The sequence below is a fragment of the Actinoplanes derwentensis genome, from assembly GCF_900104725.1.
GTDB lineage: Bacteria > Actinomycetota > Actinomycetes > Mycobacteriales > Micromonosporaceae > Actinoplanes > Actinoplanes derwentensis.
In genome coordinates this window covers 7,951,249-7,976,285 of record NZ_LT629758.1, presented here as the reverse complement: position 1 = coordinate 7,976,285, position 25,037 = coordinate 7,951,249, and the positions used below count along the sequence as shown (strand labels likewise).

Genomic DNA, 25,037 nt, shown 5'->3' with positions numbered 1-25,037 from the left:
GCGGCTGGGACGATGACCTCTGGGATTTCTTCCTGGGGTTTTCGCATTGGTTCAGCCGGGCGGATGTCCGGTGGCAGGCGTGGAAGTATCTGCGGGGGTTGATGGCGCCGATCGAGCGGCGTAGTGGCTGGAGTCTGGCCGAGCATGCCGGTGACGCGACGCCGGACAAGATGCAGGGTTTGCTGGTCAGCCGGTGTCTGGACCGGGACAAGCTGCGTGATGAGGTGCGGTCCGCGCTGGTGGCGGCGATCGGCGATGAGGCCGGGGTGCTGGTCGCTGACGAGACCGGCTTCATCAAGAAGGGAAGATCATCGGCCGGTGTTCAAAGGCAGTACACCGGAACGACCGGGAAGATCGACAACTGCCAGCTCGGGGTGTTCCTGACCTACCACACCCGGCATGGGCGGGCACACGTCGACCGGGAGTTGTACCTGCCGAAGTCCTGGACCGACGACCGGGACCGGTGCCGGCGTGCGCACATCGGCGACGACGTCCCGTTCGCCACCAAACCCGAGCAGGCCAGGTCCATGCTGGAACGTGCGGTCGACGCGAAGGTGCCGTTCGCCTGGTTCACCGGCGACGAGGCGTACGGCCAGAACCGGGCACTGCGCGAATGGTGTGAACAGCAGGACATTCACTATGTGCTGGCCACCCGTAAGGATCATGAGGTCGCGTCCGGGCTGCACACCACCACCCGCGTCGACGCGTTGATCGGCAAGGTCCGGGCCGGGGCCTGGCGGCGGATGTCCTGCGGTGACGGCGCCCACGGCCCGCGTGTCTACGACTGGACGAGTGTCCCGATCCGCACCGAGTTCGAGCATGGCCGGCGTGGCTGGGTGCTGGCCCGGCGCAGCATCAGCAGCGGCGAACTGGCGTACTACGTGTGCTTCGGCCCGCGCGGCACCCGGCTGCGCAGGCTGGTGGCCACGGCGGGCGCGAGGTGGGCGGTCGAGGAATCGTTCCAGATCGCGAAGAACGAGGCCGGCATGGACCAGTACCAGTTCCGCCGCTACGACGCCTGGTACGCCCACATCACCCTGTCCATGGCCGCCGCCGCGTTCCTGACCATCACCCGCGCCCGCGAAGCCGAAAAGGGGGCACCACCGGCGACCACGGCCAGGACGGCCTGATCCCACTGACCGTCAAAGAGATCAGACACCTACTCGCCGTCCTGATCCTGACCGCGAAGAACACCACCAAGCATGCCTTGGCCTGGTCGAACTTCCGACGACGTTGCAACCACCGCGCCCGAACTGCCCACTACCGCAAACGACTCAGCACGCTCGGAAGCTACGAGCCGCCGTAGCAGTACTAACCGGCGGCTTCTTCGGATGCTCACGGCGTCGCTGGGTTCTCAACTCCTAGGGAAGGAGGACAGCCAGGAAGCCGCCGTGGGCCTGATCTGGTCCCACCCGCAGGTCCGTTCCGAGCTCGGTGAGCTTCTACACGTTCTTCGGGATGCCCCCGACCACCTTCAGCAAGAGGCGCTGCCCGGGATCTCGTTGCAGATCCACGCTCGATACACCCGAATTGAGATCATGGCGGCAATCGGTGGTGGGCCATACGCGAAGACGCCTCCTTGGCGAGAGGGAATCTACGACGCCAAGGAGATCGGGGCTGACATCCTCGCCATCACTCTGGACAAGACGAGCGGCGACTTCTCGCCCACAACGCGCTACCGCGACTATGCGATCAGCCGAGACCTGTTCCACTGGGAAAGCCAGTCGGGCACTACAGAAAACAGCCCAACCGGACGGCGCTACCAGAACCACATCACCATGAATCGGTCGATCCTGCTCTTTGTCCGTGCTCGATCCACAGACCGCGCGTTCTGGTTTGTCGGCCCGGCTAGTTACGTCAGCCACGAGGGCGAACGGCCCATGGCAGTGACTTGGCGGCTGCAGACTCCGCTGTCAGGCGATCTCTACGCACAGTTCGCTGCGGCCATCTCGTAACGCAGACGGCGCGAGAAGAACAGGAAGAGGGCGAGAGCGACCGGGTCGTACGCTCCAGGCATGAGGAGTGTGCTGTCGGTTGCGGTTCTCTCGGCTTTGAGCTGGTTCGGCTGGATGGGCTGGGATAACGAATATCAGGCTGACGGCAGTGGACCCTATGAGGCCTGGCAGGTCGCCGGGTGTGGGGCTTCGCTGATCGTGATCCTGGCCCTCGCGATTCGGCTGGGTGCTCGGCCTCTTGCCGCGGCGGCTGCGATGACTGTGGCGTTCACCTCGGCCTGGAGCGTCACGGCTGCCTCGACTGACACTTCGGGGCTGTGGGTCGTCGGCATGATCCTTGTTCTGGTCGGGATGGCGGCGGGAACCGCGATGATCTCGCTTGGATCCCGTCTTCTTTTGCGTTCATCCGGGTCGTGAGGACCCGTGCCGCGACGACCCCCGCGCCTCGGTCGCTATGGCTCACTGTCAACGGCGGTGATGCCTCCGTAGTCACCACTGACTCCGAGGGTTCCCGTAGCGGGCACGGATGTGCCGGTGGGCCCGCCTGTCCGAGGCTTCGCTCATGAGAAAAGCATTCGCACGCCTCGCGATGGCCGGAGCGGTCGGCGCGGGGGTCCTCCTAGCCCCCGTCGTGACGGGCCCGGCGCACGCGGCCTCGGACGCGGTCTTCGACTCCTACTACGTCCAGAACGCGACGCACCGCCTGTGGCGCCTCGGGCCGGACAAGGTGCCCTACGACACCGGCATGACCGTCGCGGCTGGCAGCAGCCCGGCGAGTGTGCAGGTCTCCCACGGCAGCACCGTCGTGTTCAAGCGGGACACCGACGGCGCGCTGTGGGAGTGGAACACCGAGGCCGGGCCGAAGTTGCTCGGCAACGGACTGGGCATGGCCGTCGGCACCCGCCCGGCCGTGGCCCTCGACGGCGTCTACGTCGTCACCGCGTTCCAGGCCTACGGCACCGGGAACCTCTGGTACGTGTACAGCAACCAGAGCACCGGCCACGACACCGGGATCAAGATGGCCGCGGGCTCCAGTCCGTCGATCGTCACGACGTCGAATGGAATCCAGATCGTCTACACGGGCTCGGACAACGCGCTCTATCGCCTGAGGCTGGGCTCCACGCCGACCTACGTGGCCAACGGTCTGGGCGTGGCACCCGGCACCAGCCCGCTGGTCGCGGCCTCGCCGGATGGCGGCGGCAAGTTCGAGATCGCGTTCCAGGCCTACGGCACCGGCAACCTCTGGTACGTCGACGAGAACGACATCGGCCACGACACCGGGATCAAGATGGCGCCGGGGACCAGCCCGAGTATCGCGGCCAAGTCCGGCGGCTCGCGCTACGTGATCGTCTACAAGCGGAACAGCGACAGCATGCTCTGGCGGATGGATCCGGGGTACGACTCCCGGTACGTCGCTGCCGGTCTCGGCGTGGCCCCGAACACCAGCCCGGTCGTCACCGGCCTGACCGACGGCACCTTCGGGATCGCGTTCAACGCGGCCGTCACCAATGACCTGTGGACCGTCGACGCCGGCAACGTCGGCCGTGACACCGGCGTCTCGATGCAGTCGGGAACCAGCCCAGCCGTCAACATCAACTGCGCGACCTGCACGATCCTCTATTGATCGGCGGGTGAAGGGTCGGGTCCTGGCTTCGGCCACGGCCCGGCCCGTCGCGCACGCGCCTAGTCGATAGATAGAGCACAATCGACGGTGTGACGGGGATTGCGGGCGTTTCCGCCCGAGAGTCGGAGGTCCTGGCCGGCGTCGGCGCACACCTGACCAACGCGGAGATCGCCGCCCGCCTGGGCATCTCGATCCGCACCGTAGAGAGCCACGTCTCCTCGCTGCTACGCAAGGCCGACGCCATCGACCGGCGCGCACTGGCCGGCCTGGCCGGTGCCGGCATCCCGCCGCCGCCACTGGCCAACGCGCTGCCGCTGGCGCTGACCCCGCTGATCGGCCGGGCCGCCGAGCGGGCGGCGCTGATCGCCGCGCTCGACGAGCATCGTCAGGTCACCGCGGTCGGGCCGGGCGGCATCGGCAAGACCCGGCTGGCGCTGGCCGCCACGGCTGAGCTGGCCGGCCGGCTCGCCGACGGCGTCACGTACGTCGATCTGGTACCGGTTACCGACACCGAGATGGTCGCGGCGGCCGTGGCAGAAGCACTGGGTGGACGCGGGCACGCTGGCCGCTCGGCTGCGGACACCGTCGTGGCACGGCTGGGCGGGCGGGCGGCGCTGCTCGTCCTGGACAACTGCGAGCATCTGACCGAGGGCGTAGTGGCGCTGGTCGAGCAGTTACTGACGCGCTGCCCACGGGTGCGCGTGCTGACCGTCGGCCGGGCCCGCCTGCTGACCCCGTACGAACGGGTCTTCCCGGTGTCCGGGATGTCGGACGGCGACGCGGCCGAACTCTTCCGCGCCCGGGCCGAGGCCAGCGGCGGGGCCGGCCTGGTCACCGATGCGCAGCGGGTCACCGCGATCTGCCGCCGACTCGACGGGATGCCGCTGGCGATCGAGCTGGCGGCGGCGCGGCTTCCCGCGCTGGGGCTGGACGGGCTCGAGGGCGGGCTGGCCGACCGGATGCGGCTGCTGGCCGGCGGCCGGCCGGCCGAGCACCGACACCGGTCGCTGGCCTCGGCCGTGGACTGGAGCCACGCCCTGCTGTCCGAGGCTCAGCGGGTGGTGTTGCGCCGTGTGTCGGTCTTCGCCACGCCGTTCACCGCGCCGGACGCCGCGGGGCTGCTGGCCGGCTGGCCACCTGCCGAACCGGACGGGATCGCCGCGGCGCTGGCCACACTCACCGAGCAGAGCCTGCTGACGGTCACGCCCGATCCAACCGAGACCCGGTACCGGGCGCTAGAGACGATTCGCCAGTACGGCGGCGACCGCCTGACCGAGGCGGGCGAACTGGCCGAGGCGCACGCCCGGCACCTGCGGTGGTGCCTGGTCCTGGCCGACACGTTCGGCGAGTTGCCGGACACCGCCAGCTGGGAGGCCCGGTTCGACCGGGTCGCCGATGAACTTCGCGCGGCGCTGTCGCAGGCCATCGCCGGCGCGGAGCCCAGCGACGCGGGGTACCGGCTGGCGGTTCGCCTGGCCGAGCTGTGTTTCGCCCGCGGCCTGCCGGGCGAGGCCCAGCGACGGTACGAACAGGCCGCACACCTCGCAACAGGCGATCAGCAGGCGGCGGTCGCGCTGCGCAGCGCGGCCGAGGCGGCCAAGGTCGCGCACGTCGGCAACGAAGCGATCCGGCTGCACCGGGCAGCCGCCGACGCCGCCCGGCGCGCCGGTGACCGGCCGCGCGCCGCGTACGACCTGGCCCTGATCGCCGAGATGCTTCATCGCAACACCGGGCTGCTCAGCGGTCCGACGCCGCCGGACGAGGCCGAGCGGCTGATCGCCGAGGCCACCACGCTGGCCGACGACGACCCGGTCGCGACCGCACGGGTGCTGGCCGCCCGGGCGCACGCCGGGTCGCCGTTCGACCCCGGGAACACTGACCTGATCGATCGCGCCCTGGCCCGTGCTCGCGAGGCCGGCGACCCGCTGAGCGAGAGCTCCGCGCTCGACCAGCTCACGTCCGTGGAACTGGCGAACCATCAGCTCGGCACGGCGGCGGACTGGGCGCTGCACCGCATCGAGCTTCTCGCGACGCGGCCGGTGCGGGCGGACACCGGCGCCTACGAGGTGCTGGACGCGTACATCATGGCAACCGACACCGCGATCGCCGCCGGTGACCTCACGTCAGCCCGCCGGCTCGCCGAGCGGCTCCGGGACCTGCCTCTCCACCGGGAGGAGCGCCATCTGGCCAACTCCCGGCTGATGGTCGTCACCGCCCTCGCCGGGGCCTGGGACGAGACCCTCGAGCTCGCCGGACGGTTCCGGGACGACTGGGAACGGGCCGGACGGCCACGGGCGGGCAACCTCAGCCGGGGCACGTACGCCGCGGCCACCGTGCACGGACTGCGAGGCGACGACGCCAGCCGCGCCACCTGGCTGGGGATGAGCCACTCGCTGAATTCGCTCTCCCCGTGCGACGTCCACCACGACGAGTTCTTCGACGCGCTGCTGTTACTGCACCGTGGGCATCCCGGCGAGGCGGCGGCGCTGTTCGCCAGCCCGCCGGACGATCTCCGCTCCTGGTACAACGCGCTCTGGCGGCCTTGGTACGCGGCGCTGTGGGCCGAGTCGGCCGTGCTCGCCGGACACCCCGAGGCCGTCGGACGGCTGAACCGGGCGCGGCGGTCGACCGCGGGCAATCCGATCGCCCGGGCCATCGTCGAGCGCTCGGCCGCGTTCGCCGACAACGACCGTGACGGGATGCTCGCCGTCGCGGAGCGGATGCGAGCGGCCGGCTGCCGCTATCAGTGGGCCCGCACGCTGGTCCTCGCCGGCGGCCCGGAACGGGGCCGGGGCGAGGAGGCGCTCGCCGGGATGAAGGCCACGCCGATGTCCGCCGGGAGGCTCCCGGAGATCCGCTAGTGCAGGTCGAACGGGAACGGCGAGAACAGGGCGGTCCGTGATGGACCGCCCTGTTCCACGTGGAGGGACTTCAGCCGGCGAGGAGTTTGAGCATCTGCTGGACCTGGTCGGTTCGGGACTGCTTTACCCGTTCGGCGAAGGACTTGGACAGGGTGTTGGTGCCCTTGTCCAGCTCCAGCTGGGCGAATTCGACCGCGTTGTGCTGGTGGGCCAGGAACAGGTTCAGGAAGGCTGTTTCGAACTGGGCCTTTTTGATCGTCTTCAAGGAGGCGATCTCCTCGTCGCCGGTGCTGGGCATGCCGCCGTGGTCGGCGTGCAGGCTGACCCGTTTGTCGAGGACGGTCGGGCGGTTCCACTCGTCGAGCCAGCTCTTCATCAGTTTGAGCTCGTCGGCCTGGGTGACCTGCACAGCCTCGGCCAAGGCGACGATCTCGGGGCGGGTGGCGCGCTCGGCCGCGATCCGGGCCATCTGCTGGCCCTGCTCCTGGTTGTCGATCAGCATCTGCAGGAACATCACGTCGGTGTCGTTGTACGTTGCGCCTGCGGTGATCTCGGAGACGTTCGTGACGCTGACGGCCGGGGTCGGGGCAGGGGTTACGTCGGTGCCGCAGGCTCCGAGCAGGAGCGGGAAAGCCGCGGCGGCAAAGATCAGCCGGCGCTTCACAGCGGCAGCCACAGGGCGAGCGTCCAGATGCCGGGCTCCCAGCTTCGGATCGCGCTGTGGCCCTGACGGCACTGGTAGGTGACGCCCTCGTAAGTCACCTTGTCGCCGGTCTTGTAGGTGACGCCCGGCGCCCAAGCCGACCCGCTGCCGCCGGACGTGGCGGTGGGGGCGGCGGTCTTCGTCGGCGCCGTGGTGGGCGTGGTGGCCGGCGGCGTGGTGGGCGCACCGGTCGACGGCGGGGTGGTCGTGGGGGCGGTGGTCGGCGTGGTCGGGGTCGAGCCGCCGGAGCCGGAGCCGCCGATGTTGACGTCCACGCAGTTGTAGAAGGCCATCGGGGTGTCGCCGATGTTCCAGACCGCCAGCACCGTCTTCTTGCCGGAGAACCTACTCAGGTCGACGGTGTGCGAGACCGAAGCCGCGGGGATGGCGTTCTTGTCGTCGAAAGTGGCGACCGACGTACCGTCCACGAAGTATTCCCAGGTGGCGGTTCGGTGCCGGGCGGTCAGCACCCAGTTGAAGGTCGCCGACTTCCCGACGGTGGCGGCCGGCCAGTTCTTTGACTCGTCGTTCAAGACCGGGAAGGCGGAGTTTCCACCATTGCATTGTTTTGACCCCTTCGGAGCCTCCACACTCTGCGGCTCGAACTGGATGGCGCCGCAGTCCGCGACGGTGCCGGCGGCGCAGAGGGCCTGGCGGCTCGGGGGCGAGGAGACGTAGCCGTGTGCCATGGCCGGCGACGACGCGACCGCCAGGCTCGATGCGACCATCCCGAGGGTGGCCAGCGGGTAGGCGATCATCCTGCGCATGTGAGCACTCCAAATCCGTCCGGCGATTACGAACCGGAACGTTATGAGGCGCTGCCATAACGGGGCCTTAACGAGACCGGAAGAGGGTCATAAAGTCAGCAGGAAGCCGATCCGGGCGCCGCCCAGCGACGATCGGTCGATCACCATCCGCCCGCCGACGGTCTCCGCCGCCCGGCGCACGATGTCCAGGCCCAAGCCGGTTGAGCCGGCGCCGCTGTAACCGCGTTTCACCGCGGTCTCCGGGTCGACGATCCCGGGGCCGGCGTCGTCGACCAGCAGGCCGCCGGCCGAGACCAGGACCCGGAACGCGGTGCCGTCAGGGGTGTGTGAGAAGACGTTGCCGAGCAGGGCGTCCACCACCAGGATCATCTCACCGGCCGGCATCGGGAGCAGGACCGGCTCGTTGCCGCCGACCACCTCCCACGGCCGTTCCTGATCTTCGGCCAGCACCGACCAGAAGGCGAGGCGGTCGGCCAGCACGTCGACCAGGTCGCACTGTTGGGAGCCACGATTCTCGATGCTGCCCAGCCGGGCGCCGGTGATGATCGCCTCCAGCTCCTCGTCCAGCAGGTCACAGGCTTGGCGCATGCGTTCCGCGATCGGACCGGGTGGCATCGCTTCGACGTCCAGGCGGAGACCGGTCAGTGGCGTACGCAATCGGTGGGAAAGGTCGGCGGCCAGTTCCCGCTCGCGGTCCAGCAACCGTCGCAGATCGTCGGCCATGCCGTTGAAGGCGCTCGCGGCGTCGCGCAGTTCGCGCGGGCCGACGGGGGTGATCCGTTTGTTGAGTTCGCCGCCGCCGAGACGACGGCTGGCCGCCGCGAGCTGGCGGGTGGCGCGCACCAGCTGGCCGCCGAGCCGGTCGGCGAAGAGGGTCGAGCCGCCGACCAGGACCACGGCGAGGCCGCCGAGGGCGAGCCAGGCGACGACGACACCGCGCCGGGTCTCCTCGTCGGGGACGAAGACCTCGACCACGACGGTACGACCGTCGGTGAGCACTGTCGGCTGCAGGTACGCCACCCCGTCGTCGGTGTGCGCGGTGGCCGCCCGCCGGTCCTGTGCGGCCCGTCGCACCACCTCACCGGTCAGGTGCGTGTTGCCGATCGGGTCGACGCCGGGCAGGTGGACGGCGAGCCTTCCGACGCTGCCGGCGGCGGTGCTGGCGACCGCGTTGGTCAGGGTGAACGGGTCACTGTTGACGCCGAGCACTGTCACCATCGAGGTGGCCTGCTGGCGGGCGTCGGAGATGGCCCGGTCGTAGGCGATCTGCCGGGTCGCCACCGCGAGCGGGACCAGGAACGCCAGAGCCACCATCGAGGTGATCGCCAGGGCGAGGCGGTTGAGCGCCCACCTCACTGCGGATCGACCATCATCACACCCACGCCTCGTACGGTGTGCAGGTAGCACGGTTTGGCGGCGGTCTCGCCGAGCTTGCGGCGCAACCAGGAGATGTGTACGTCGATGGTCTGTTCCTCACCGATCCGGGCCTGCTGCCACACCTGGTTCATCAGCTCGCGCCGGCTGATCACCTGACCGACGCGCTCGGCGAGGTAGGCGAGGACGTCGAATTCGCGGCGGGTCAGTTGCAGCGGCTCGCCCCGCAACTCCACCCGGCGTTGTCGGGGGCGGATCACCAGCTCGCCCACGGTGATGGCGTTGGGCTGCTGCTCGACGGTGGCGCGGGACCGGCGCAGCACGGCGGAGATACGGGCCAGGATGTGGCCGCCGGAGAACGGCTTGGTCACGTAGTCGTCGGCGCCGGCCGAGAGCAGGGCGATGATGTCCGCCTCGGAGCGCCGGGCAGTGGCCACGATGACCGGGACGTCGGAGACGGTTCGCATCATACGCAGCGCGTCGGTGCCGTCGATGTCGGGCAGCCCGAGGTCGAGGATGACCAGGTCGGGCCGTTCCTGCGTGACGATCTTCAGCGCCTGGGCAGCCAGGCCGACCGGGCGCACCACATGCCCGGCATCGGTCAGGGCCCGGGTCAGCGCGGCCGTGATGATGCGGTCGTCCTCGACCAACAGGATCATCGCCATCAGTTACCTCCGAAGGGACTATCGCATTCTTACGACCGATGGACCGGGGTGGGCAGCACGGTAACTCAGTCGTAATCACACTCCGGGTGCGACTGATGGATATGAAACGTGCATAGATTTGCGATGTGAGCCGTGGAGCGCCGTTCTCCGCAAAGGCGGAATATGACTTCGGACACCACTTGGTGTGGCGCCCGCAGGACCGCTGCTCGGTCGGGGGCCGCGCGCAGTGAGGAAGTCGTTCAAGTTTCTGCTACGGCCTACTACCGGGCAACAACAGATGCTGACTGCATGCCTCGACGCTCACCGGAACCTGTACAACGCAGCGCTGGAGGAACGCCGCGAGGCGTACCGCAAGGCCAAGGTTTCCATCCGCTACGGCGAACAGTCCGCACAGCTCAAGGACATCCGCCGCGCCGATCCCTTAGGCCAAGCTCGCTGGTCGTTCTCCTCTCAGCAGGCCACTCTGCGCCGCCTTGACAAGACGTTCCAGGCCTTCCTTCGGCGACTGAGAACCGGCCAGGTACCAGGATTTCCCCGGTTCAAGGGGGCGGGCTGGTTCGACACCGTCGAATGGCCCAAGGACCGGGACGGCTGCCGCTGGGATTCCACTCCCGACAGCGGGCAGACCCGCGTCTACCTTCAAGGTATTGGTCACGTCCGGGTCCACGCCCACCGCAAGACCGAAGGGGTCATCAAGACGATCAGCATCAAGCGTGAAGGCCGACGTTGGTACCTGATTCTGTCCTGTGATGACGTTCCCGAGCCAGCGTTCGCGCACACCGGCCGGTCGATAGGCGTCGACATGGGCATCGCCTCGTTCCTGACCACTTCCGACGGCGTTCATGTCACCAATCCGCGATACGGGCGCCGCACCGCCGCCCGACTGGCGGCCGCCCAGCAGGCTCTCGCTCGCCGCAAAACCCGCTCCCGCCGGCGGGGTAAGGCTCGCGACCGGGTCGCCGCCTTGCATGCCAAGGTCCGTCGACGACGCCTTGACCATGCCCACAAGACCGCCCGTTGGCTGGTCGAGAACTATGACGTAATCGCGGTCGAAGCACTGAGCATCACGAACATGACACGTTCGGCGTCCGGCACCGCTGATCAGCCGGGGACCAACGTGGCACAGAAGACCGGCTTGAATCGGTCGATCCTAGATGCGGGCTGGGGGGTGTTCCTCACCGTACTTCGGGCCAAGGCTGAAAGCGCCAGACGCGTGGTTGTCGAGGTCAACCCCGCCAACACCTCCCGCACGTGCCCGCTCTGTGGGCATTGTGCGCGGGAGAACCGCCTCACCCAAGCCGACTTCCGTTGCATGTCGTGTGACTATACCGATCACGCTGACGTCGTCGGCGCCATCAACGTACTCAGGGCCGGGCTGGCCCTTCTGACCGCTTAAACGTTCAGAGAAGCCGCTCGGTCCATCGGGCGGAGGAGTCACAGGGGCAGGTGAGAGGATGGCCGCGTGCGCTCTTCCCGCTGGATGCCGATAGCGGGGTGGTGTCTGGCCACGGCGACCAGCATCGCGCTCTCCTCGGTCGCGCTGACTCCGGTGCTGAGTGCCGCCCGGACCGGGTCCGGCGAGCTGCCGGACATCAATCAGCTTCCGGCACCGACCGCGGTGGCCGAGACGAGTGACGTGCCGCCGCCGGCGAAGACCACTCGGCCCGCGCCGTCGCGCACCCGGTCGACGGCCGAGCCGAAACCGTCGTCGAAATCACACACTTCGATTGAACCGTCCCGAGTGACTCCCACCACTAAACCGGCGACAACTGTCGAGGACGGCTGGACCGTCACTACCAGTGACGGCGTCAAGACCTATCTGAAGTCGTTCGTGACCGAGGGCGGCACGGCGGTGATCAAGATGACCAGCAAGGGCATCGTCTCGCTGGTCACAGCCACTCCGGCGGACGGTTTCCAGGTGGTGAAGCAGGGCTCCGACGTGAACCTGGCGGTCTACTTCAACGAGACCAACCACAGCTTCATCGTTCACGCACAGTGGTTCAACGATGCTCCGTTCGTCGAGGTCAGCGAGATCGGCGGCTGACCCTCGCAAGGGTTTTCCCCGATTCGGTGAAGCTTGTCGATATCTAACGTCTCACCTCAAGTCACCTCGGTGTGACCCGCCGTCTACGGACGGTTGAGGCCCGCCCGAACCCCCACGGGCGGGAGAGGAGTAGGCGTGAAATCACGTACCCCAGTCGTCATCGCACTGGCTGCCGCGACCGCGGCCGCCTCAGCGATGGTGGCGGTCGCCGGACCGGCGACCGCCATTCCGTCCGATCCCGCCGCGCTGGCCGCGCGCGCGTCGGACAGCGCGTCGGCTCTCGTGGCCGGACGTCCCCCGGTGCTGCAGTCCAGCGACGGCGAGGCGTTCGTCCAACGCCAGGTGATCACCACAGACAAGCTGCAGTACGTCCCGTACGACCGCACGTACAAGGGTCTGCCGGTCATCGGTGGTGACTTCGTCGTCGTCACCGACCAGTCCGGTCAGACGCAGTACACGTCGGTCGCGCAGACCCGGCCGATCGGCGACCTCTCGGTGACCCCGAAGCTCTCCGCGGCCGACTCGGTGCCGTTCGCGAAGGCCGAGCTCAAGACCGTGAAGAACGTCGAGAGCACCCGCCTCGTCGTGGTCAACTCGGAGTCTGCTCCGGCGCTGGCCTGGGAGTCGACCGTCAACGGCACCAAGGTCAACGATCACGGTGAGGATCAGGTCAGCCGTCTCACCGTCGACGTCGACGCCACCAGCGGCGCAGTGCTGCGCACCAAGGAGCACGTCACCGAGGTGACCGGCACCGGGACCGGCTGGATCGTCGGTTCGGTCAGCCTGGACACCACGCTGTCCAGCAGCACGTACAGCCTGAAGGACCCGTCGATCGCGACCCTGACCTGTCAGGACGCGTCGACCAACACCACCTTCAGCGGCACCGACAACGCGTGGGGCACCGGCGTCGGCACCAACAAGGAGACCGGCTGCGTCGACGCGTTCTACGCGGCGCAGAAGCAGAAGGCGATGCTGTCGTCCTGGCTGGGCCGTACCGGCTTCACCAGCAGCGGTGGCGCCTGGCCGATCCGGGTCGGGCTGAACGAGGTGAACGCGTACTACGACGGCACCCAGGTCCAGATCGGCAAGAACAACGCCGGCCAGTGGATCTCCTCGCTCGACGTGGTGGGTCACGAGATCGGTCACGGCATCGACGACAACACCCCTGGCGGCATCTCCGGCAACGGCACCCAGGAGTTCGTCGGTGACGTCTTCGGCGCGGCCACCGAGGCCTACGCCGCGAACGCCAGCGACCCGGCCGACTACCAGGTCGGCGAAGAGGTCAACCTGGTCGGCTCCGGCCCGATCCGCTACATGTACAACCCGTCACTCGCCGGCGACGACAACTGCTACTCCAGCAGCACCCCCAGCCAGGAGGTGCACGCCGCGGCCGGTCCCGGAAACCACTGGTTCTACCTGCTCGCCGAAGGCACCGCCCCGACCAACGGCCAGCCCGCCAGCACCCGCTGCTCGGGCAGCGGCGCCATCACCGGCGTCGGCATCCAGACCGCCACCAAGATCATGTACAACGCGATGCTGATGAAGACCTCCAGCTCGTCCTACCTGAAGTACCGCACCTGGACGCTGACCTCGGCCAAGGCCCTGGACAGCACCTGCGCACTCTTCAACACCACCAAGGCCGCCTGGGACGCCGTCAGCGTGCCGGCCCAGACCGCCGACCCGACCTGCACCGGTTCGACCACGTCGCCGACGGCCTCCCCCACCACCTCGACGACGTCCGCTCCGGCGGGCTGTGCCGGGACCAACGCCACCGACGTCTCGATCCCGGACGCCGGCGTCGCGGTCTACAGCGACATCGCGATCAGTGGCTGCGCCCGCAGCGCCTCGTCGACGTCGACGATCGCGGTGAACGTGGTGCACACCTACCGCGGTGACGTGAAGCTCGACCTGGTCGCGCCGGACGGCACCGTCTACGCCCTGAAGGCGACGTCCACTTCGGACAGCACCGACAACGTCGTCGCGACCTACACGGCGAACCTGTCGAGTGAGGCTGCGAACGGCACCTGGCGCCTGAAGGCCCAGGACCTCTACTCCTCGGACACCGGTTACATCAACACCTGGACCCTCACCGTCTGACCGGAGAGGCTCCGAAACGATCACGATAGGCCCCTGGTCACTGCCGTTCTGGCACCCGGGGGCCTATCGTTCCTCCCACCCGTACGGACAGGAGCCCCGGTGACATACAGCGCTTTCGGCATCGTTGAGGGCCGGCCGACCGGAGTGCTCGCCGACGTGTGGGGCCGGTCCGCCGTACGCGATGTGGTCCTGATCCTCGGTGCGGCCGGCGCCGTCGGCCTCGCCGCGCAACTCTCCATCCCGGTTCCCGGATCACCCGTGCCGATCACCGGGCAGACCTTCGCCGTCCTGCTGGCCGGTGCCACCCTCGGCGCGGCCCGCAGCTCGGCCGGCATGCTGCTCTACCTGGTCGCCGGGGTGCTCGGGGTCCCGTGGTTCGCCGGCGGCACCTCCGGCTGGCCCTCGGCCACCGCCGGTTACCTGCTCGGATTCATCATCGCGACCGCGCTGATCGGGCAGCTCGCGGCGCTCGGTGGGGACCGCCGCCCCTCGCACACGATCGGCCTGATGGCCGCCGGGCACTCACTGATCTACCTGGTCGGGGTGCCGTGGCTGGCCGTCGCCACCGGCTCCGACCTGGCCTCCGCGGCCGCCAACGGCCTGGTTCCGTACTTGATCGGCGACGTGCTGAAGGTGCTGCTCGCGGCGGCTCTGCTCCCCGGTACCTGGCTGCTGATCAACCGCCGGCGCTGAATCCGGGATACCCACAGGCTGTGTGCACAGCCTGTGGATAACTCGAACAGATGTGCGAATCCGATCAGCGGGATCATCCTAGAGGTCGAGGCCGCCCTCGATCCGCTTCAACTGGTGCCGGGCCAGAGCGAGATTGGCGCGGTCCTTGTTCAGCGCGATGTAGAGGAACAGGCCCTGCCCGGAACGGCCGGTCAACGGGCGGATCAGGTGGTACTGGGAGTCGAGGGTGATCAGGATGTCCTCGATCTTCTCGTGCAGGTTGAGCATCTCCATCGTGCGCAGCTTCGCGCGAACCACCTCGGTGTTGGCGGCGGCGGCCACCTGTAGGTCGAAGTCCCTGCTCCCGCCCGCGACCCCCAGCGCCATTCCGCTGGAACGGTCGACGAGCGCGGCTCCGATCGCGCCATCGATCTGCATCGCGTCCTTGAGGGCTACGTCCATGTCCGGCATCTGATCCTCCACATCGGTCCAGGTCTGTGGCAGAGCGTGTACGACACCGAACGGAACGAGTCGCACACGATGTCCGCCTCGGCGCTCTCGGGACATGGGTTCAATGTTCGTACCAACCAGGCAGTTGAAGATTTCTGCAACTACGAAAGCGGTCAGAGGGGAGGGGACGTGTCGGTGCCGCTGTACCAGGCGAAAGCGGAGATGTTCCGGACACTCGGCCATCCGGTCCGGATCCGGGTACTGGAGCTGCTGCAGGGCGGCCCGCGGCCGGTGCGTGACCTGCTCGCCGAGATCGACGTCGAGGCCTCCAACCTGTCCCAGCAGCTCGCGGTCCTGCGCCGGGCCGGCATCGTCACCTCGTTCCGGGACGGCGCTCTGGTGATGTACGCCCTCAGCACCCCGGACGTCGCCGACCTGCTCGCGGCAGGCCGGCGCATCCTCGGAGCCGTCCTCACCGACCGGGACGGCCTGCTGGTGGAGTTACGCGCGCAGAACTACTCGCAGCGCTGAGCGAAGTCCAGCGGCCACTGAGCGCAGACATCCCGGCCCTCGAAGCCGTCGAGGGTGTCGGCCACGCCGTCGTCCCCGCCGTCCAGGAAGTCGTCGCCCTCGTTGCCATAGAGCATGTCGGCGCCGCCACGACCTTCCAGCCGGTCGTTGCCCGCCCCACCGGACAGGAAGTTGTCGCCGGGCCCGCCGATGAGCCGGTCGTTGCCGGCACCACCCCAGATGTTCTCGACGTCGGTGGCGATGGTGTCCCGCTCGCCGTCGGCGCCGTCGTCACCGCTCACCCCGTCCGGGTCGGCGGACACGTTCGAGTTGAAGTACGACGCGTAGCTCACCGTGTCGTCACCGGCGCCGCCCGCGTAGCGGTCCGCGCCATGCCCGTCGGTCCGGCTGTCGCCGTCGAAGGCGTGCGCGATGAGCCGATCGGCCCCGGCCTCGCCGTAGACCCGGTCGTCGCCACTACTGCCCTGCAACACGTCGTCACCGGCGCCCCCGGCGAGCAGATCGTTGCCGCCGTCGCCGTCGATCGAGTCGTTGCCGGCACTTCCGTTCAGGGAGTCGCCGCCGTCGCCGCCGCGCAGGTAGTCCCGGTCGGCTCCACCGTCGAGCACGTCGTTGCCGCCCTGGCCGAACAGCTCGTCCGGGCCGTCACCGCCGAGGATCCGGTCGGCGCTGTGGCTGCCGTAGATCGTGTCCTTGCCGGCGTCACCCCAGACCCGGCTACCACCGGTCCAGACCTCGATGTGGTCGTCGCCGGCACCTCCGTAGACGGTGTTGAAGCCGGTCCAGGCGTAGATCTTGTCGTTCCCGGCATCGCCGTAGATCCTGTCGTCACCGGCGTCGCCCCAGATCGAGTCGTGCCCGCCGTTGCCCCGGACGGTGTCGGCACCGGCACCGCCGTAGAGCGCGTCGGCGGCGGACCCACCGGTGATGACATCGTCGCCGGAGCCGCCACTCGCGCTGAACGGCAGGCTGGTCCGGTTGGTGATCGAGTCGGCGAGGTCGTAGGCGTAGACGCGGATCCGGGTCGGCGCCTGCGACGGCTTGCAGGTGACCTTGGTCTTGTCCTTCTTGACGGCCTTGCATCCAGGACCGGCCTTGATCGCGACCCGGTCGTCGAGAGTGACGGTGTTGCCGGAGCGGGTCACCACGATCCGGTTCTGCTTCTTGGCAGCCGCTTTGAACTGCACGATCGTCGTCCCCGCCACCGACGCCACACCGGTCGCGGCCGCCTGAGCGGGCGAGGCCAGCGCAACGGTGGAAACGGTGGCGAGAAGTGGCAACCAAACCTGACGAGCCATTGTGGACCCTCCCCCTGGAACCAGTGTGAGGATCGTAGGCGCGCTTCGATCTGGTGCGCTGCCCCGCTCAGGGCACCTTCGGGGGCGATTCGCCGGGACGGTCGCACCCGGACGAGCCGTCACCCGGCGAGCGCACCGACGGCCGCGTGCCCGGCACCGGCGTGTCCGACGCGCAGACCGTCGGGGCCGCCGACTCCACCGCGGCGGCCGGGGCGACCGGTTCGGCCTCGCCGACGGCGCGACCAGGGAAGAGCTGCACCACACCGAACCCGATCGGGAGCAGCACCAGGGCAGCGGCCAGAACCGGCAGGTGGCGACTCCGGCCGTACGCCGCCGGGGGTTGCTCGTCGATCTTCGGCGGAGCCGGTAAGGCGACCGGCAGAGCCGGAAGGGAGTCCGGCACGGTGAGCCGCGGAACGATCTCCGGTCCGGCCCCGGCCGGCAACGGGAGCATCACGCCGGCACCGTGCCGCACCTGCCGCAACCGGGTCGCGAAGACCGCCATCGTGTCAACCGCCGGAACCGGCGTCAGCACCTCGTCGAGCAGCACGCTCAGACCCGGCCAGCCCGAGATGATCCAGTCGTCGTCGACGCCCCGGCCCGGCCAAGGGCCACCGGTCAGAGCCTGGAAGAGCAGCCCGGCCAGCCCGAACACGTCGCCGCGCGGAGTCGGTGCGGGCGTGCCCGGCGGTCGCGGCGCCGAGAAGTGGGTGAGCATCGGGGTCCGGCCCGCGGTGATCAGCACCGACTCCGGCCGGATCCAGCCGTGCACCATCGACGGGCGGGTCGAGTGCGCCCAGGCGAGGGCGTCGGCCAGGGCGTTGACCAGCTCCATCGCCTCGATCGGCGAGGGCGGGGCGTCGCGCAGCACCTCACTGAACGGGCGGGCGTCGATGTGGTCGAGGGCCATCCAGGGGCGGCCGGTCGCGGTGATCCCACCGGCCCGGACCGGCACGATCGACGGGTTACGGCCGAGCCCGATGGCGGAGGTGACGTGCGCCGCGAACGCGGCCTCCTCGGAACGGCCGCCGACAAAACGGTGGAAGAGCCGCAGCACCACCCACCGGCCGGCCCGCTCATCCCAGGCACGGTAGACACCGGCGTCCGCACCCGTGCTGGTCAGCTCCAGGCGCGAGTAGCCAGCCGGGGTGTCGATCCCCGCCACGTGTCGCCTCCCCCGCAGACCTCAAAGTACGCATCTCACCCGACGCGCCCGACAACGGCAACAGTCACCCGGTCAGCAAGATCAGCCGAAGGCTCGTTGCGGAACGCGGCCTCATTCTTATCCTGTCCGGGCCCCGGGGCGTACATCCTCCGGGTTAACAATCCCGGCCGAGTGTTTCCACAATGGAGTACGGGCGGCGTGATGTGGGCGAAGAGGCGGGTGGGGCGAGGCCGGTTCGCGGGCGTCGTTGACCGCGAACCGGGGTCTACCCGGTGCTCAGATGGCCTGGTAACCGGCGATCGTATCGGCCAGGATCTCGCGGCCGGGGCGCTGCCACAGTTCCTCGTTCATCACTTCGACCTCGATCGGGCCGGTGTATCCGGCCTTCTCGACGGCCGCGTGGAAGGCACGCATGTCCACGCAGCCCGCGCCGGGCAGGCCACGGCCGGTCAGGACGCCGGCCGGCAGCGGGGTGATCCAGTCGGCCAGCTGGTAGATCGCGATCCGGTCGCCGGCCGCTTCGATCTTCGTCAGGACCGTGTCGTCCCACCACAGGTGGTAGGTGTCGACGGTGACACCGACGTGAGCGGCCGGGTGCTGTTCGGCGATGGCCATCGCCTGGTCCCAGGTGTTGATGACGCAGCGGTCGGCGGCGTACATCGGGTGCAGCGGTTCGATCGCCAGGGTGACCCCGGCGGCGGACGCGTGCGGGACCAGCTGGGCGATCGCGTCGGCGACGTGGGCCCGGGCACCGGCGATGTCCTTCGACCCCTCCGGCAGACCGCCGGAGACCAGGACCAGCACCGGCGCGCCCACGGCAGCGGTCTCGTCGATGGCCCGGCGGTTGTCGTCGAACCAGCCGTCGAGCTGGAAGAACCCGCTGCGGCAGAGCGTGGTCACCGACAGGCCGGCATCACGGACCAGGGCGGCGGAGCGCTCCAGGCCGTACTCCTGCACCGGCTCGCGCCAGAGCGCCACCTTGTCGACACCGGCCTCGGTCAGGCCGGCGACCAGGTCTTCCAGGTCCCAGTGCTTCGCGGTGATCTGGTTGAACGAGAAGCGGTTCATCCGGCCGTCACCTCGAAGAACCGGTTCGCCCGGTGCGCGGCCAGCGCCGGGTCGGGCAGCAGCCCGGCGGCGTCGGCCAGCTCGATGAGCGTGGCGAAGTGCGGCACCGAGCGACCGGACTGGAGGCCACCGACCATGGTGAAGTGCTTCTGGTGGCCGGCCAGCCAGGCGAGGAAGACGATGCCGGTCTTGTAATAGAAGGTCGGCTTGGTGAAGATGTGCCGGGAGAGCGTGACCGTGGGGGCGAAGATCCGGTCGTACTCGTCCAGGTCACCACGGTCCAGAGCGGCGAAGGCGGCCGCGGCGGCGGGGGTGATCGCCGCGAAGATGCCGAGCAGCGCGTCGGAGTAGCCCTGTTCGTCGCCCTTGATCAGCTCGGGATAGTTGAAGTCGTCACCGGAGTAGAGGCGGACCCCGGCCGGTAGACGACGGCGCAGGTTGATCTCGTGCTCCGCGTCCAGCAGCGAGACCTTGATGCCGTCGACCTTGGCCGGGTTGCTGTTGATCAGCTCCAGCACGGTCTCGGTGGCCTTGTCCACGTCGGACGAACCCCAGTAACCCTCCAGGGCCGGGTCGAACGCGGTGCCCAGCCAGTGCAGCACGACCGGCTTGTCGGACTTATCCAACAGCTCACGATATACGCTGAGATAGTCGTCGGCATCCCGAGCCGTGGCAGCGAGATGACGGCTGCACATCAGGACCGGTGCGGCGCCCGCCGCGAGAACGTCGGCGAGTTGCTGCTCGTACGCGGAATGAATGTCCAGGAGTACCGCCGAACCCGGCGGCAACTGGTCGGTCGCCACCCCCGCAACGATCTTGCCGCCGACCGACGCCGCCTCGGCGGCGCTGCGTTTGATCAGCTCTTTCGTCGCCGCGTAGTCGAGGCCCATGCCCCGCTGCGCGGTGTCCATCGCCTCGGCGACACCGAGACCGTGCGACCACAGGTGGTGCCGGAAGGCCAGGGTGTCGTCCCAGTCGAGGGCCGCGGGCGCACCCGGCGCGTTCTCCGCCAGCGGGTCGGCGACGACGTGCGCGGCGGCGTACGCGATCCGGCTGCTCGGCGGCCCGGCCGGCTTGTCCCAGCTCTTGGCGGTGAGTCTCAGCTTGCGCCCACCGGGCAGGTCGACGGTGCTCACAGCGTGATCCGCTGGCCGGTACGCGCCGACTCCAGGCCCGCCTCAGCCAGCCGGACACCACGGGCGCCGGAGGTGAAGTCCCAGTGGAACTCCTCGCCCGCGACGACGTGCCGCAGGAACGCCTCCCACTGGACCTTGAAGCCGTTGTCGAACTCGTCGTTGTCCGGCACCTCGCTCCACTCGTCGCGGAACGACTTGCCGGTCAGCGGCAGGTCCGGGTTCCACACCGGCTTCGGCGTGCCGGCCCGGTGCTGGATCTTGCAACCGCGCAAGCCGGCGACGGCGCTGCCGTGGGTGCCGTCGACCTGGAACTCGACCAGTTCGTCCCGGTTGACCCGGACCGTCCAGGAGGAGTTGAGCTGGGCGATGATGCCGCCCTCCAGCTCGAAGATCGCGTACGCGGCGTCGTCGGCGTCGGCCACGTACTCCTCACCGCGCTCGTCGATCCGCTTGGTGATGTGCGTGGCGGTGGTCGCCTGCACCGAGCGGACGGTGCCGAACAGCTCCTCGAGCACGTAGTTCCAGTGCGGGAACATGTCCATCACGATGCCGCCGCCGTCGGCGAGCCGGTAGTTCCAGCTCGGGCGCTGCGCGACCTGCCAGTCACCCTCGAAGACCCAGTAGCCGAACTCACCGCGCACCGACAGGATCTGGCCGAAGAAGCCGCCGTCGATCAGGCGCTTGAGCTTGCGCAGGCCGGGCAGGAACAGTTTGTCCTGGACGACGCCGTTCTTGACCCCCGCGGCGGCGGCCAGCTCGGCCAGCTCCAGTGCCGCGGCGGAGCCCTCGGCCAGGGGCTTCTCGGTGTAGATGTGCTTGCCGGCGGTGATGGCCTGGCGGATCGCCTTCTCCCGCTGCGAGGTCACCTGGGAGTCGAAGTAGATCTCCACATCCAGGCGGGCCAGGGCCGCGTCCAGGTCGGTGGTCCACTCGGTCAGGCCGTGCTGCTCCGCGATGGCGGCCAGTTTGTCGGGGTCACGGCCGACCAGGATCGGCTCGGGCCAGATGCGGGTGCCGTCGGCGAGAGGGACGCCGCCCTGCTCACGGATGGCGAGAAGGGAGCGGACCAGGTGCTGCCGGTAGCCCATCCGGCCGGTGACGCCGTTGACGACGATGCCGATCGATCTACGCGCTGCCATACGGGATCCCTCCGGAGGTTTATAGGAAAGCGCTTTCCTGCTGCTGGCAGCGTAGGCGTCGAAATGCCTTCCGACAAGGGCGGGTTAGCGGCCGAACCGCCACCATCGATGCCGCGGGACCGATTCGGGCACGTCAGCGTCACGTCGACGATTCTCCTCCGGTCGTGTCAACCAGGTGAGCAAACAACGACGGCAGAGGTCCGGATCGGTCCACTGGGCGAAAAGATCCGGCGGCGGGGCCTCGCCGGGGCGCGCATCGAGCGGGACACCACACTCGGCGTGCGGGTCGGCCCACCGGCGCAGGTGACCCTGGACCAGCTCGTAGTCGTCCTGAAGCCGATAGCCGTAGTGATCGGTGACGGGGCCGATGAGTTGCGCCCGGTCCGGGCAGTAGAGGGCGTGCCACGAGTCACCGTCCGGCTCCCGCTCGACCGTGACCAGGATCAAGTCGCCGACCGGGGCGAGCGGCCGATCCGGGAACTCCGGCAGCGGTTCACCACTCGCGCGGTTCCGGCCGTACGACTCGTGTCTCGACGGGTACAACGGCCGGCAGACGGCGTCGACCACGGTGCTGTAGTCGGCGTACCGAACAGCTCCGGGAAGACGGATGGTCGCCAGCCAGGTGCCCACCCGCGCCATTCAACATCGGCCGCGCAAACCTGCTGTGACGGTGATCACGGCAACCGTTCCGGGTGCCCCGACCACAACTGAGCACTGCACCCCACCGAAAAGGAACACCGATGAACAAGCGGAAGGTCGCCATCGCGACCGGCATGGCGGCGGTCGTAGCCGGTATGGGCGCGGTCGCCACGGTCTCGTTCGCCGGCGCCGACGATGCCACCGCTGTCGGCTTCACCGACAGTTTCGAGGACGGCGACACCGCGGGCTGGACCAAGTCCGGCGGCACCTGGTCGGTCGTCAGCGACGGCAGCAAGGTGCTGAAGCAGGCCAAGACCGGCACCACCCTGTCCCGCCAGTTCGCCGGAAGCACCGACTGGGCCGACTACACGGTCAGCGCCAAGGTCGAGCCGCTGTCGGTCAGTGCCGGTGGATTCGCCGCGCTCGTGGCCCGGTCCACCAGTTCGACCAGCTACTACCGACTGGCACTGAGCGGTACGAACAAGGTGCGGCTGGAGTCGGTGAAATCCGGCACCATCACCGTTCTCGGTGAGGCGGCGCTGACCGTCACGCCCGGCGCGGTCTACAACCTCGGCCTGACCGCCAAGGGGAACTCGCTGACCGGCTCGGTCAACGGGGCGTCGATCCTGTCCGCCACCGCGACGACCTTCGGCAAGGGCCGGATCGGGCTGCAGACCTTCGACGCCACCGCGCAGTTCGACGACGTCACCGTGACGACCACGACGGCCTCCACCGCCCCGCCGTCGGCCACTCCCACGACCTCCGCGCCGTCGGCCACTCCCACGACCTCCGCGCCGTCGGCCACTCCCACCACGTCCGCGCCGGCCGCCTCGACCGGGAAGTTCGAGTCCAGCCCGATCGGATTCGGGGCCGGGACCACCGGCGGCGCCGGCGGCACCACCGTCAAGATCACCTCGCTGAGCCAGCTGAAGACCGAGGCCGCCTCCACCGGGGCGAAGATCCTGCAGATCTCCACGATCCTCACCGGCAGCGGCACCGACCGGGTCGACGTGACCTCGAACAAGACGATCGTCGGCGTCGGCAGCAACGCCGGACTCACCGGTGCGGGCATCTTCATCAAGAACGCCAGCAACGTGATCGTGCGCAACCTGAAGATCTCGTTCGTGCAGGCGCCGACCGACCTGATCGCCGCGCAGAAGTCCGACCACCTGTGGATCGACCACAACGAGCTGTTCAACGACACCAGCCACGGCAAAGACTTCTACGACGGCATGCTCGACCTGACGCACGCCACCGACCTGGTCACGATCTCCTGGAACCACCTGCACGACCACTCGAAGGGCTCGCTGCTCGGCCACAGCGACAACAACGCCGCCGAGGACACCGGCAAGCTGCGCGTCACCTACAGCCACAACTGGTTCGACAACGTCGCGTCCCGGCTGCCCCGCCTGCGTTTCGGCACCGTGCACCTCTACAACAACCTGTTCACCGACGCGAAGACCAGCGGCATCCACTGCCTGATGGAGTCGCAGTGCCTGGTGCAGAACAACGTCTTCGTGAACGTCAAACTGCCGGTCTGGACCACCGAGGACTCCGACCTCGACGGCTTCGCGGTCATCTCCGGCAACGACTTCGGCGGTGAAACGCCGGAGATCACCAAGACCGGAACCTTCACCAAGGCGCCGTACGCGGTGACCCTCGACGCCACCAGCACGGTCTCCGCCGCGGTGCAGGCCGGATCGGGCGCCGGAAAGCTCTAATCCAGCTCCTGCGCCAACAGCCAACCGGCCGCCGCCACATCCTCGGCGGTCCACTCCAGAGCGTGCCCGGCCACCGTGACCTCGGTCATCGCGTAGCCGGGCACGTCGGTGTCCTGCCAGCCACCGGCGAACCAGATCCGCTCCCGCTCGGCCAGAGTCAGCACCGCCTCGGCCAGGGCGTCCGCCGCATACGGCAGCCAGAGACGGAACTGGTGGGTGTGCGGCGGATGCGGGAAGACCCGGGCGCCGGGCAGAGAAGCAAGAGCATCCGCGACGGTACGGGCGTGCCGGACATAATCCGGCAGTCGTGGCAGCTCACGGTCGAGTCCGGAGAGGGCCGACAGCGCCGCCGGGAAAGTCTGGAAGATCGTTCCGCCGTGCCGGTGCCGCCACGCCCGCGCGAAACCGGCCATCTCGTCGGAACCGGCCAGCACCGCCCCGCTGATCCCGTCCAGCGACTTGTAGAACGAGACGTAGACGCTGTCGGCGAGGGCCACGATCTCCGGCAGGGTCCGGCCCAGATGGATGACCGACTCCCAGAGACGGGCACCGTCGAAGTGCACCCGGGCGCCGATCGACCGGGCCGCCACCGTGACGTCGACCAGCTCGTCCCAGGTCGGCAGGACGAACCCGGCGTCACGCATCGGCAGTTCCAGCACCACCGAACCGACCGGCTCGTCCAGCGCCGCGATCTCAGCGGCGGTCGGGTTGCGCGGCTCGTGCGTCGAGGTGACCGCGCGCAGGCCGCTGAGCTGCGAGTACGCGTGCCGCTCGTGCATCTCCAAGTGGCTCAGCGGGTGCAGCGCGACAGCCGTGACACCGGTCCGCTCAACGCCGTACCGCAGCGCCACCTGCTGGGCCATCGTCCCGGTCGGGAAGAAGACCGCCGCCTGGGTGCCGAGCAGACCAGCCACCCGTTCCTCCAGTTCGGTGACCGGGCCGCCGCCGTAGAAGTCCGGCATCGCGTCCAGGTCGCCGCCGGCTTCGAGGTCGGCGAGCCGCTCCCGGATCGTCTTCGGGCGGGTTCCGGAGAGGATCCGGTCGCAGCCCCGCATCGCGTGCAGGCGCCGCTGTTTGAGGTCGTCGGCCATCCGCGGATGATCGCACGGCCGGCTGTTCACGACCGAC

Annotated in this window: 23 protein-coding genes; 11 read left to right on the top strand and 12 right to left on the bottom strand. The window is 68.9% G+C overall.

Annotation, left to right across the window (positions count from 1 at the left end):
- Positions 1 to 32 precede the first annotated feature (32 nt).
- From BLU81_RS35375 to BLU81_RS35350, 5 genes are all read left to right on the top strand, one after another.
- The gene (locus tag BLU81_RS35375; RefSeq protein ID WP_092557431.1) at positions 33 to 1,130 is read left to right on the top strand and encodes an IS701 family transposase; all 1,098 of its coding nucleotides are present in this window, start codon (positions 33 to 35) and stop codon (positions 1,128 to 1,130) included.
- A gap of 261 nt (positions 1,131 to 1,391) precedes the next feature.
- Complete coding sequence (locus tag BLU81_RS35365) at positions 1,392 to 1,955, top strand: DUF3427 domain-containing protein (RefSeq protein WP_197686018.1); 564 nt, start codon at positions 1,392 to 1,394, stop codon at positions 1,953 to 1,955.
- 60 nt (positions 1,956 to 2,015) lie between these two features.
- On the top strand, positions 2,016 to 2,372 hold the full coding sequence (locus tag BLU81_RS35360) for a hypothetical protein (RefSeq protein ID WP_092551373.1): 357 nt from the start codon (positions 2,016 to 2,018) through the stop codon (positions 2,370 to 2,372).
- A gap of 145 nt (positions 2,373 to 2,517) precedes the next feature.
- Complete coding sequence (locus BLU81_RS35355; RefSeq protein WP_157751949.1) at positions 2,518 to 3,579, top strand: hypothetical protein; 1,062 nt, start codon at positions 2,518 to 2,520, stop codon at positions 3,577 to 3,579.
- A gap of 89 nt (positions 3,580 to 3,668) precedes the next feature.
- Positions 3,669 to 6,440 (top strand): ATP-binding protein, encoded by a 2,772-nt coding sequence (locus tag BLU81_RS35350; protein WP_231953656.1) that lies wholly within the window; start codon positions 3,669 to 3,671, stop codon positions 6,438 to 6,440.
- Positions 6,441 to 6,510: 70 nt separating this feature from the next.
- Here the strand turns inward: BLU81_RS35350 and BLU81_RS35345 are convergent, their stop codons facing one another.
- The 4 genes from BLU81_RS35345 to BLU81_RS35330 all read right to left on the bottom strand — a co-directional run bounded on the left by BLU81_RS35345 (position 6,511) and on the right by BLU81_RS35330 (position 9,949).
- Positions 6,511 to 7,116 carry a DUF305 domain-containing protein gene (locus BLU81_RS35345; RefSeq protein WP_231953655.1) on the bottom strand — a complete coding sequence of 202 codons (606 nt, stop codon included), beginning with the start codon at positions 7,114 to 7,116 and terminating at the stop codon, positions 6,511 to 6,513.
- Entirely contained in the window at positions 7,101 to 7,910 is an 810-nt protein-coding gene (locus BLU81_RS35340; RefSeq protein ID WP_092551367.1) for a lytic polysaccharide monooxygenase, read from the bottom strand. The genes BLU81_RS35345 and BLU81_RS35340 overlap by 16 nt, the downstream gene beginning before the upstream one ends.
- A gap of 87 nt (positions 7,911 to 7,997) precedes the next feature.
- A complete protein-coding gene (locus BLU81_RS35335) occupies positions 7,998 to 9,266 on the bottom strand; it encodes a sensor histidine kinase (RefSeq protein WP_092551364.1) in 1,269 nt (422 codons plus the stop codon).
- Positions 9,263 to 9,949: a response regulator transcription factor gene (locus tag BLU81_RS35330; RefSeq protein ID WP_092551361.1), complete on the bottom strand. Its 687-nt coding sequence runs from the start codon at positions 9,947 to 9,949 to the stop codon at positions 9,263 to 9,265. The genes BLU81_RS35335 and BLU81_RS35330 overlap by 4 nt, the downstream gene beginning before the upstream one ends.
- A gap of 184 nt (positions 9,950 to 10,133) precedes the next feature.
- Between BLU81_RS35330 and BLU81_RS35325 the strand changes: the two genes are divergently transcribed.
- From BLU81_RS35325 to BLU81_RS35310, 4 genes are all read left to right on the top strand, one after another.
- Positions 10,134 to 11,345, top strand: coding sequence for an RNA-guided endonuclease InsQ/TnpB family protein (locus BLU81_RS35325; protein WP_307833819.1), 1,212 nt, complete (start codon positions 10,134 to 10,136; stop codon positions 11,343 to 11,345).
- Between the two features lie 66 nt (positions 11,346 to 11,411).
- Positions 11,412 to 11,993 carry a DNA mismatch repair protein MutL gene (locus BLU81_RS35320; RefSeq protein WP_231953653.1) on the top strand — a complete coding sequence of 194 codons (582 nt, stop codon included), beginning with the start codon at positions 11,412 to 11,414 and terminating at the stop codon, positions 11,991 to 11,993.
- A 135-nt stretch (positions 11,994 to 12,128) separates the two neighbouring features.
- Entirely contained in the window at positions 12,129 to 14,090 is a 1,962-nt protein-coding gene (locus BLU81_RS35315; RefSeq protein ID WP_092551352.1) for a M4 family metallopeptidase, read from the top strand.
- 99 nt (positions 14,091 to 14,189) lie between these two features.
- The gene (locus BLU81_RS35310; protein WP_231953652.1) at positions 14,190 to 14,783 is read left to right on the top strand and encodes a biotin transporter BioY; all 594 of its coding nucleotides are present in this window, start codon (positions 14,190 to 14,192) and stop codon (positions 14,781 to 14,783) included.
- A gap of 78 nt (positions 14,784 to 14,861) precedes the next feature.
- Here the strand turns inward: BLU81_RS35310 and BLU81_RS35305 are convergent, their stop codons facing one another.
- Positions 14,862 to 15,233 (bottom strand): hypothetical protein, encoded by a 372-nt coding sequence (locus BLU81_RS35305; protein WP_092558077.1) that lies wholly within the window; start codon positions 15,231 to 15,233, stop codon positions 14,862 to 14,864.
- 168 nt (positions 15,234 to 15,401) lie between these two features.
- Between BLU81_RS35305 and BLU81_RS35300 the strand changes: the two genes are divergently transcribed.
- On the top strand, positions 15,402 to 15,743 hold the full coding sequence (locus BLU81_RS35300) for an ArsR/SmtB family transcription factor (RefSeq protein ID WP_092551349.1): 342 nt from the start codon (positions 15,402 to 15,404) through the stop codon (positions 15,741 to 15,743).
- On the opposite strand, the gene BLU81_RS51665 is transcribed toward BLU81_RS35300, so the two are convergent.
- The 6 genes from BLU81_RS51665 to BLU81_RS35270 all read right to left on the bottom strand — a co-directional run bounded on the left by BLU81_RS51665 (position 15,728) and on the right by BLU81_RS35270 (position 22,179).
- Positions 15,728 to 17,041 carry a calcium-binding protein gene (locus tag BLU81_RS51665; RefSeq protein ID WP_092551346.1) on the bottom strand — a complete coding sequence of 438 codons (1,314 nt, stop codon included), beginning with the start codon at positions 17,039 to 17,041 and terminating at the stop codon, positions 15,728 to 15,730. The genes BLU81_RS35300 and BLU81_RS51665 overlap by 16 nt on opposite strands.
- A gap of 67 nt (positions 17,042 to 17,108) precedes the next feature.
- A complete protein-coding gene (locus BLU81_RS35290) occupies positions 17,109 to 18,206 on the bottom strand; it encodes a serine/threonine-protein kinase (protein WP_092551343.1) in 1,098 nt (365 codons plus the stop codon).
- A gap of 276 nt (positions 18,207 to 18,482) precedes the next feature.
- A complete protein-coding gene (locus BLU81_RS35285; protein ID WP_092551340.1) occupies positions 18,483 to 19,274 on the bottom strand; it encodes a sugar phosphate isomerase/epimerase family protein in 792 nt (263 codons plus the stop codon).
- A complete protein-coding gene (locus BLU81_RS35280; protein WP_092551337.1) occupies positions 19,271 to 20,410 on the bottom strand; it encodes a dihydrodipicolinate synthase family protein in 1,140 nt (379 codons plus the stop codon). The genes BLU81_RS35285 and BLU81_RS35280 overlap by 4 nt, the downstream gene beginning before the upstream one ends.
- Entirely contained in the window at positions 20,407 to 21,549 is a 1,143-nt protein-coding gene (locus BLU81_RS35275; RefSeq protein WP_092551334.1) for a Gfo/Idh/MocA family protein, read from the bottom strand. Before BLU81_RS35275 ends, BLU81_RS35280 begins: the two co-directional genes overlap by 4 nt.
- 84 nt (positions 21,550 to 21,633) lie before the next feature.
- Positions 21,634 to 22,179, bottom strand: coding sequence for a hypothetical protein (locus BLU81_RS35270; protein WP_092551331.1), 546 nt, complete (start codon positions 22,177 to 22,179; stop codon positions 21,634 to 21,636).
- Between the two features lie 110 nt (positions 22,180 to 22,289).
- Between BLU81_RS35270 and BLU81_RS49330 the strand changes: the two genes are divergently transcribed.
- Positions 22,290 to 23,909, top strand: a complete 1,620-nt coding sequence (locus BLU81_RS49330) for a pectate lyase family protein (RefSeq protein WP_172890679.1) — start codon at positions 22,290 to 22,292, stop codon at positions 23,907 to 23,909.
- Here the strand turns inward: BLU81_RS49330 and BLU81_RS35260 are convergent.
- A complete protein-coding gene (locus BLU81_RS35260) occupies positions 23,906 to 25,000 on the bottom strand; it encodes a threonine aldolase family protein (RefSeq protein ID WP_092551328.1) in 1,095 nt (364 codons plus the stop codon). The genes BLU81_RS49330 and BLU81_RS35260 overlap by 4 nt on opposite strands.
- Positions 25,001 to 25,037: the final 37 nt, after the last annotated feature.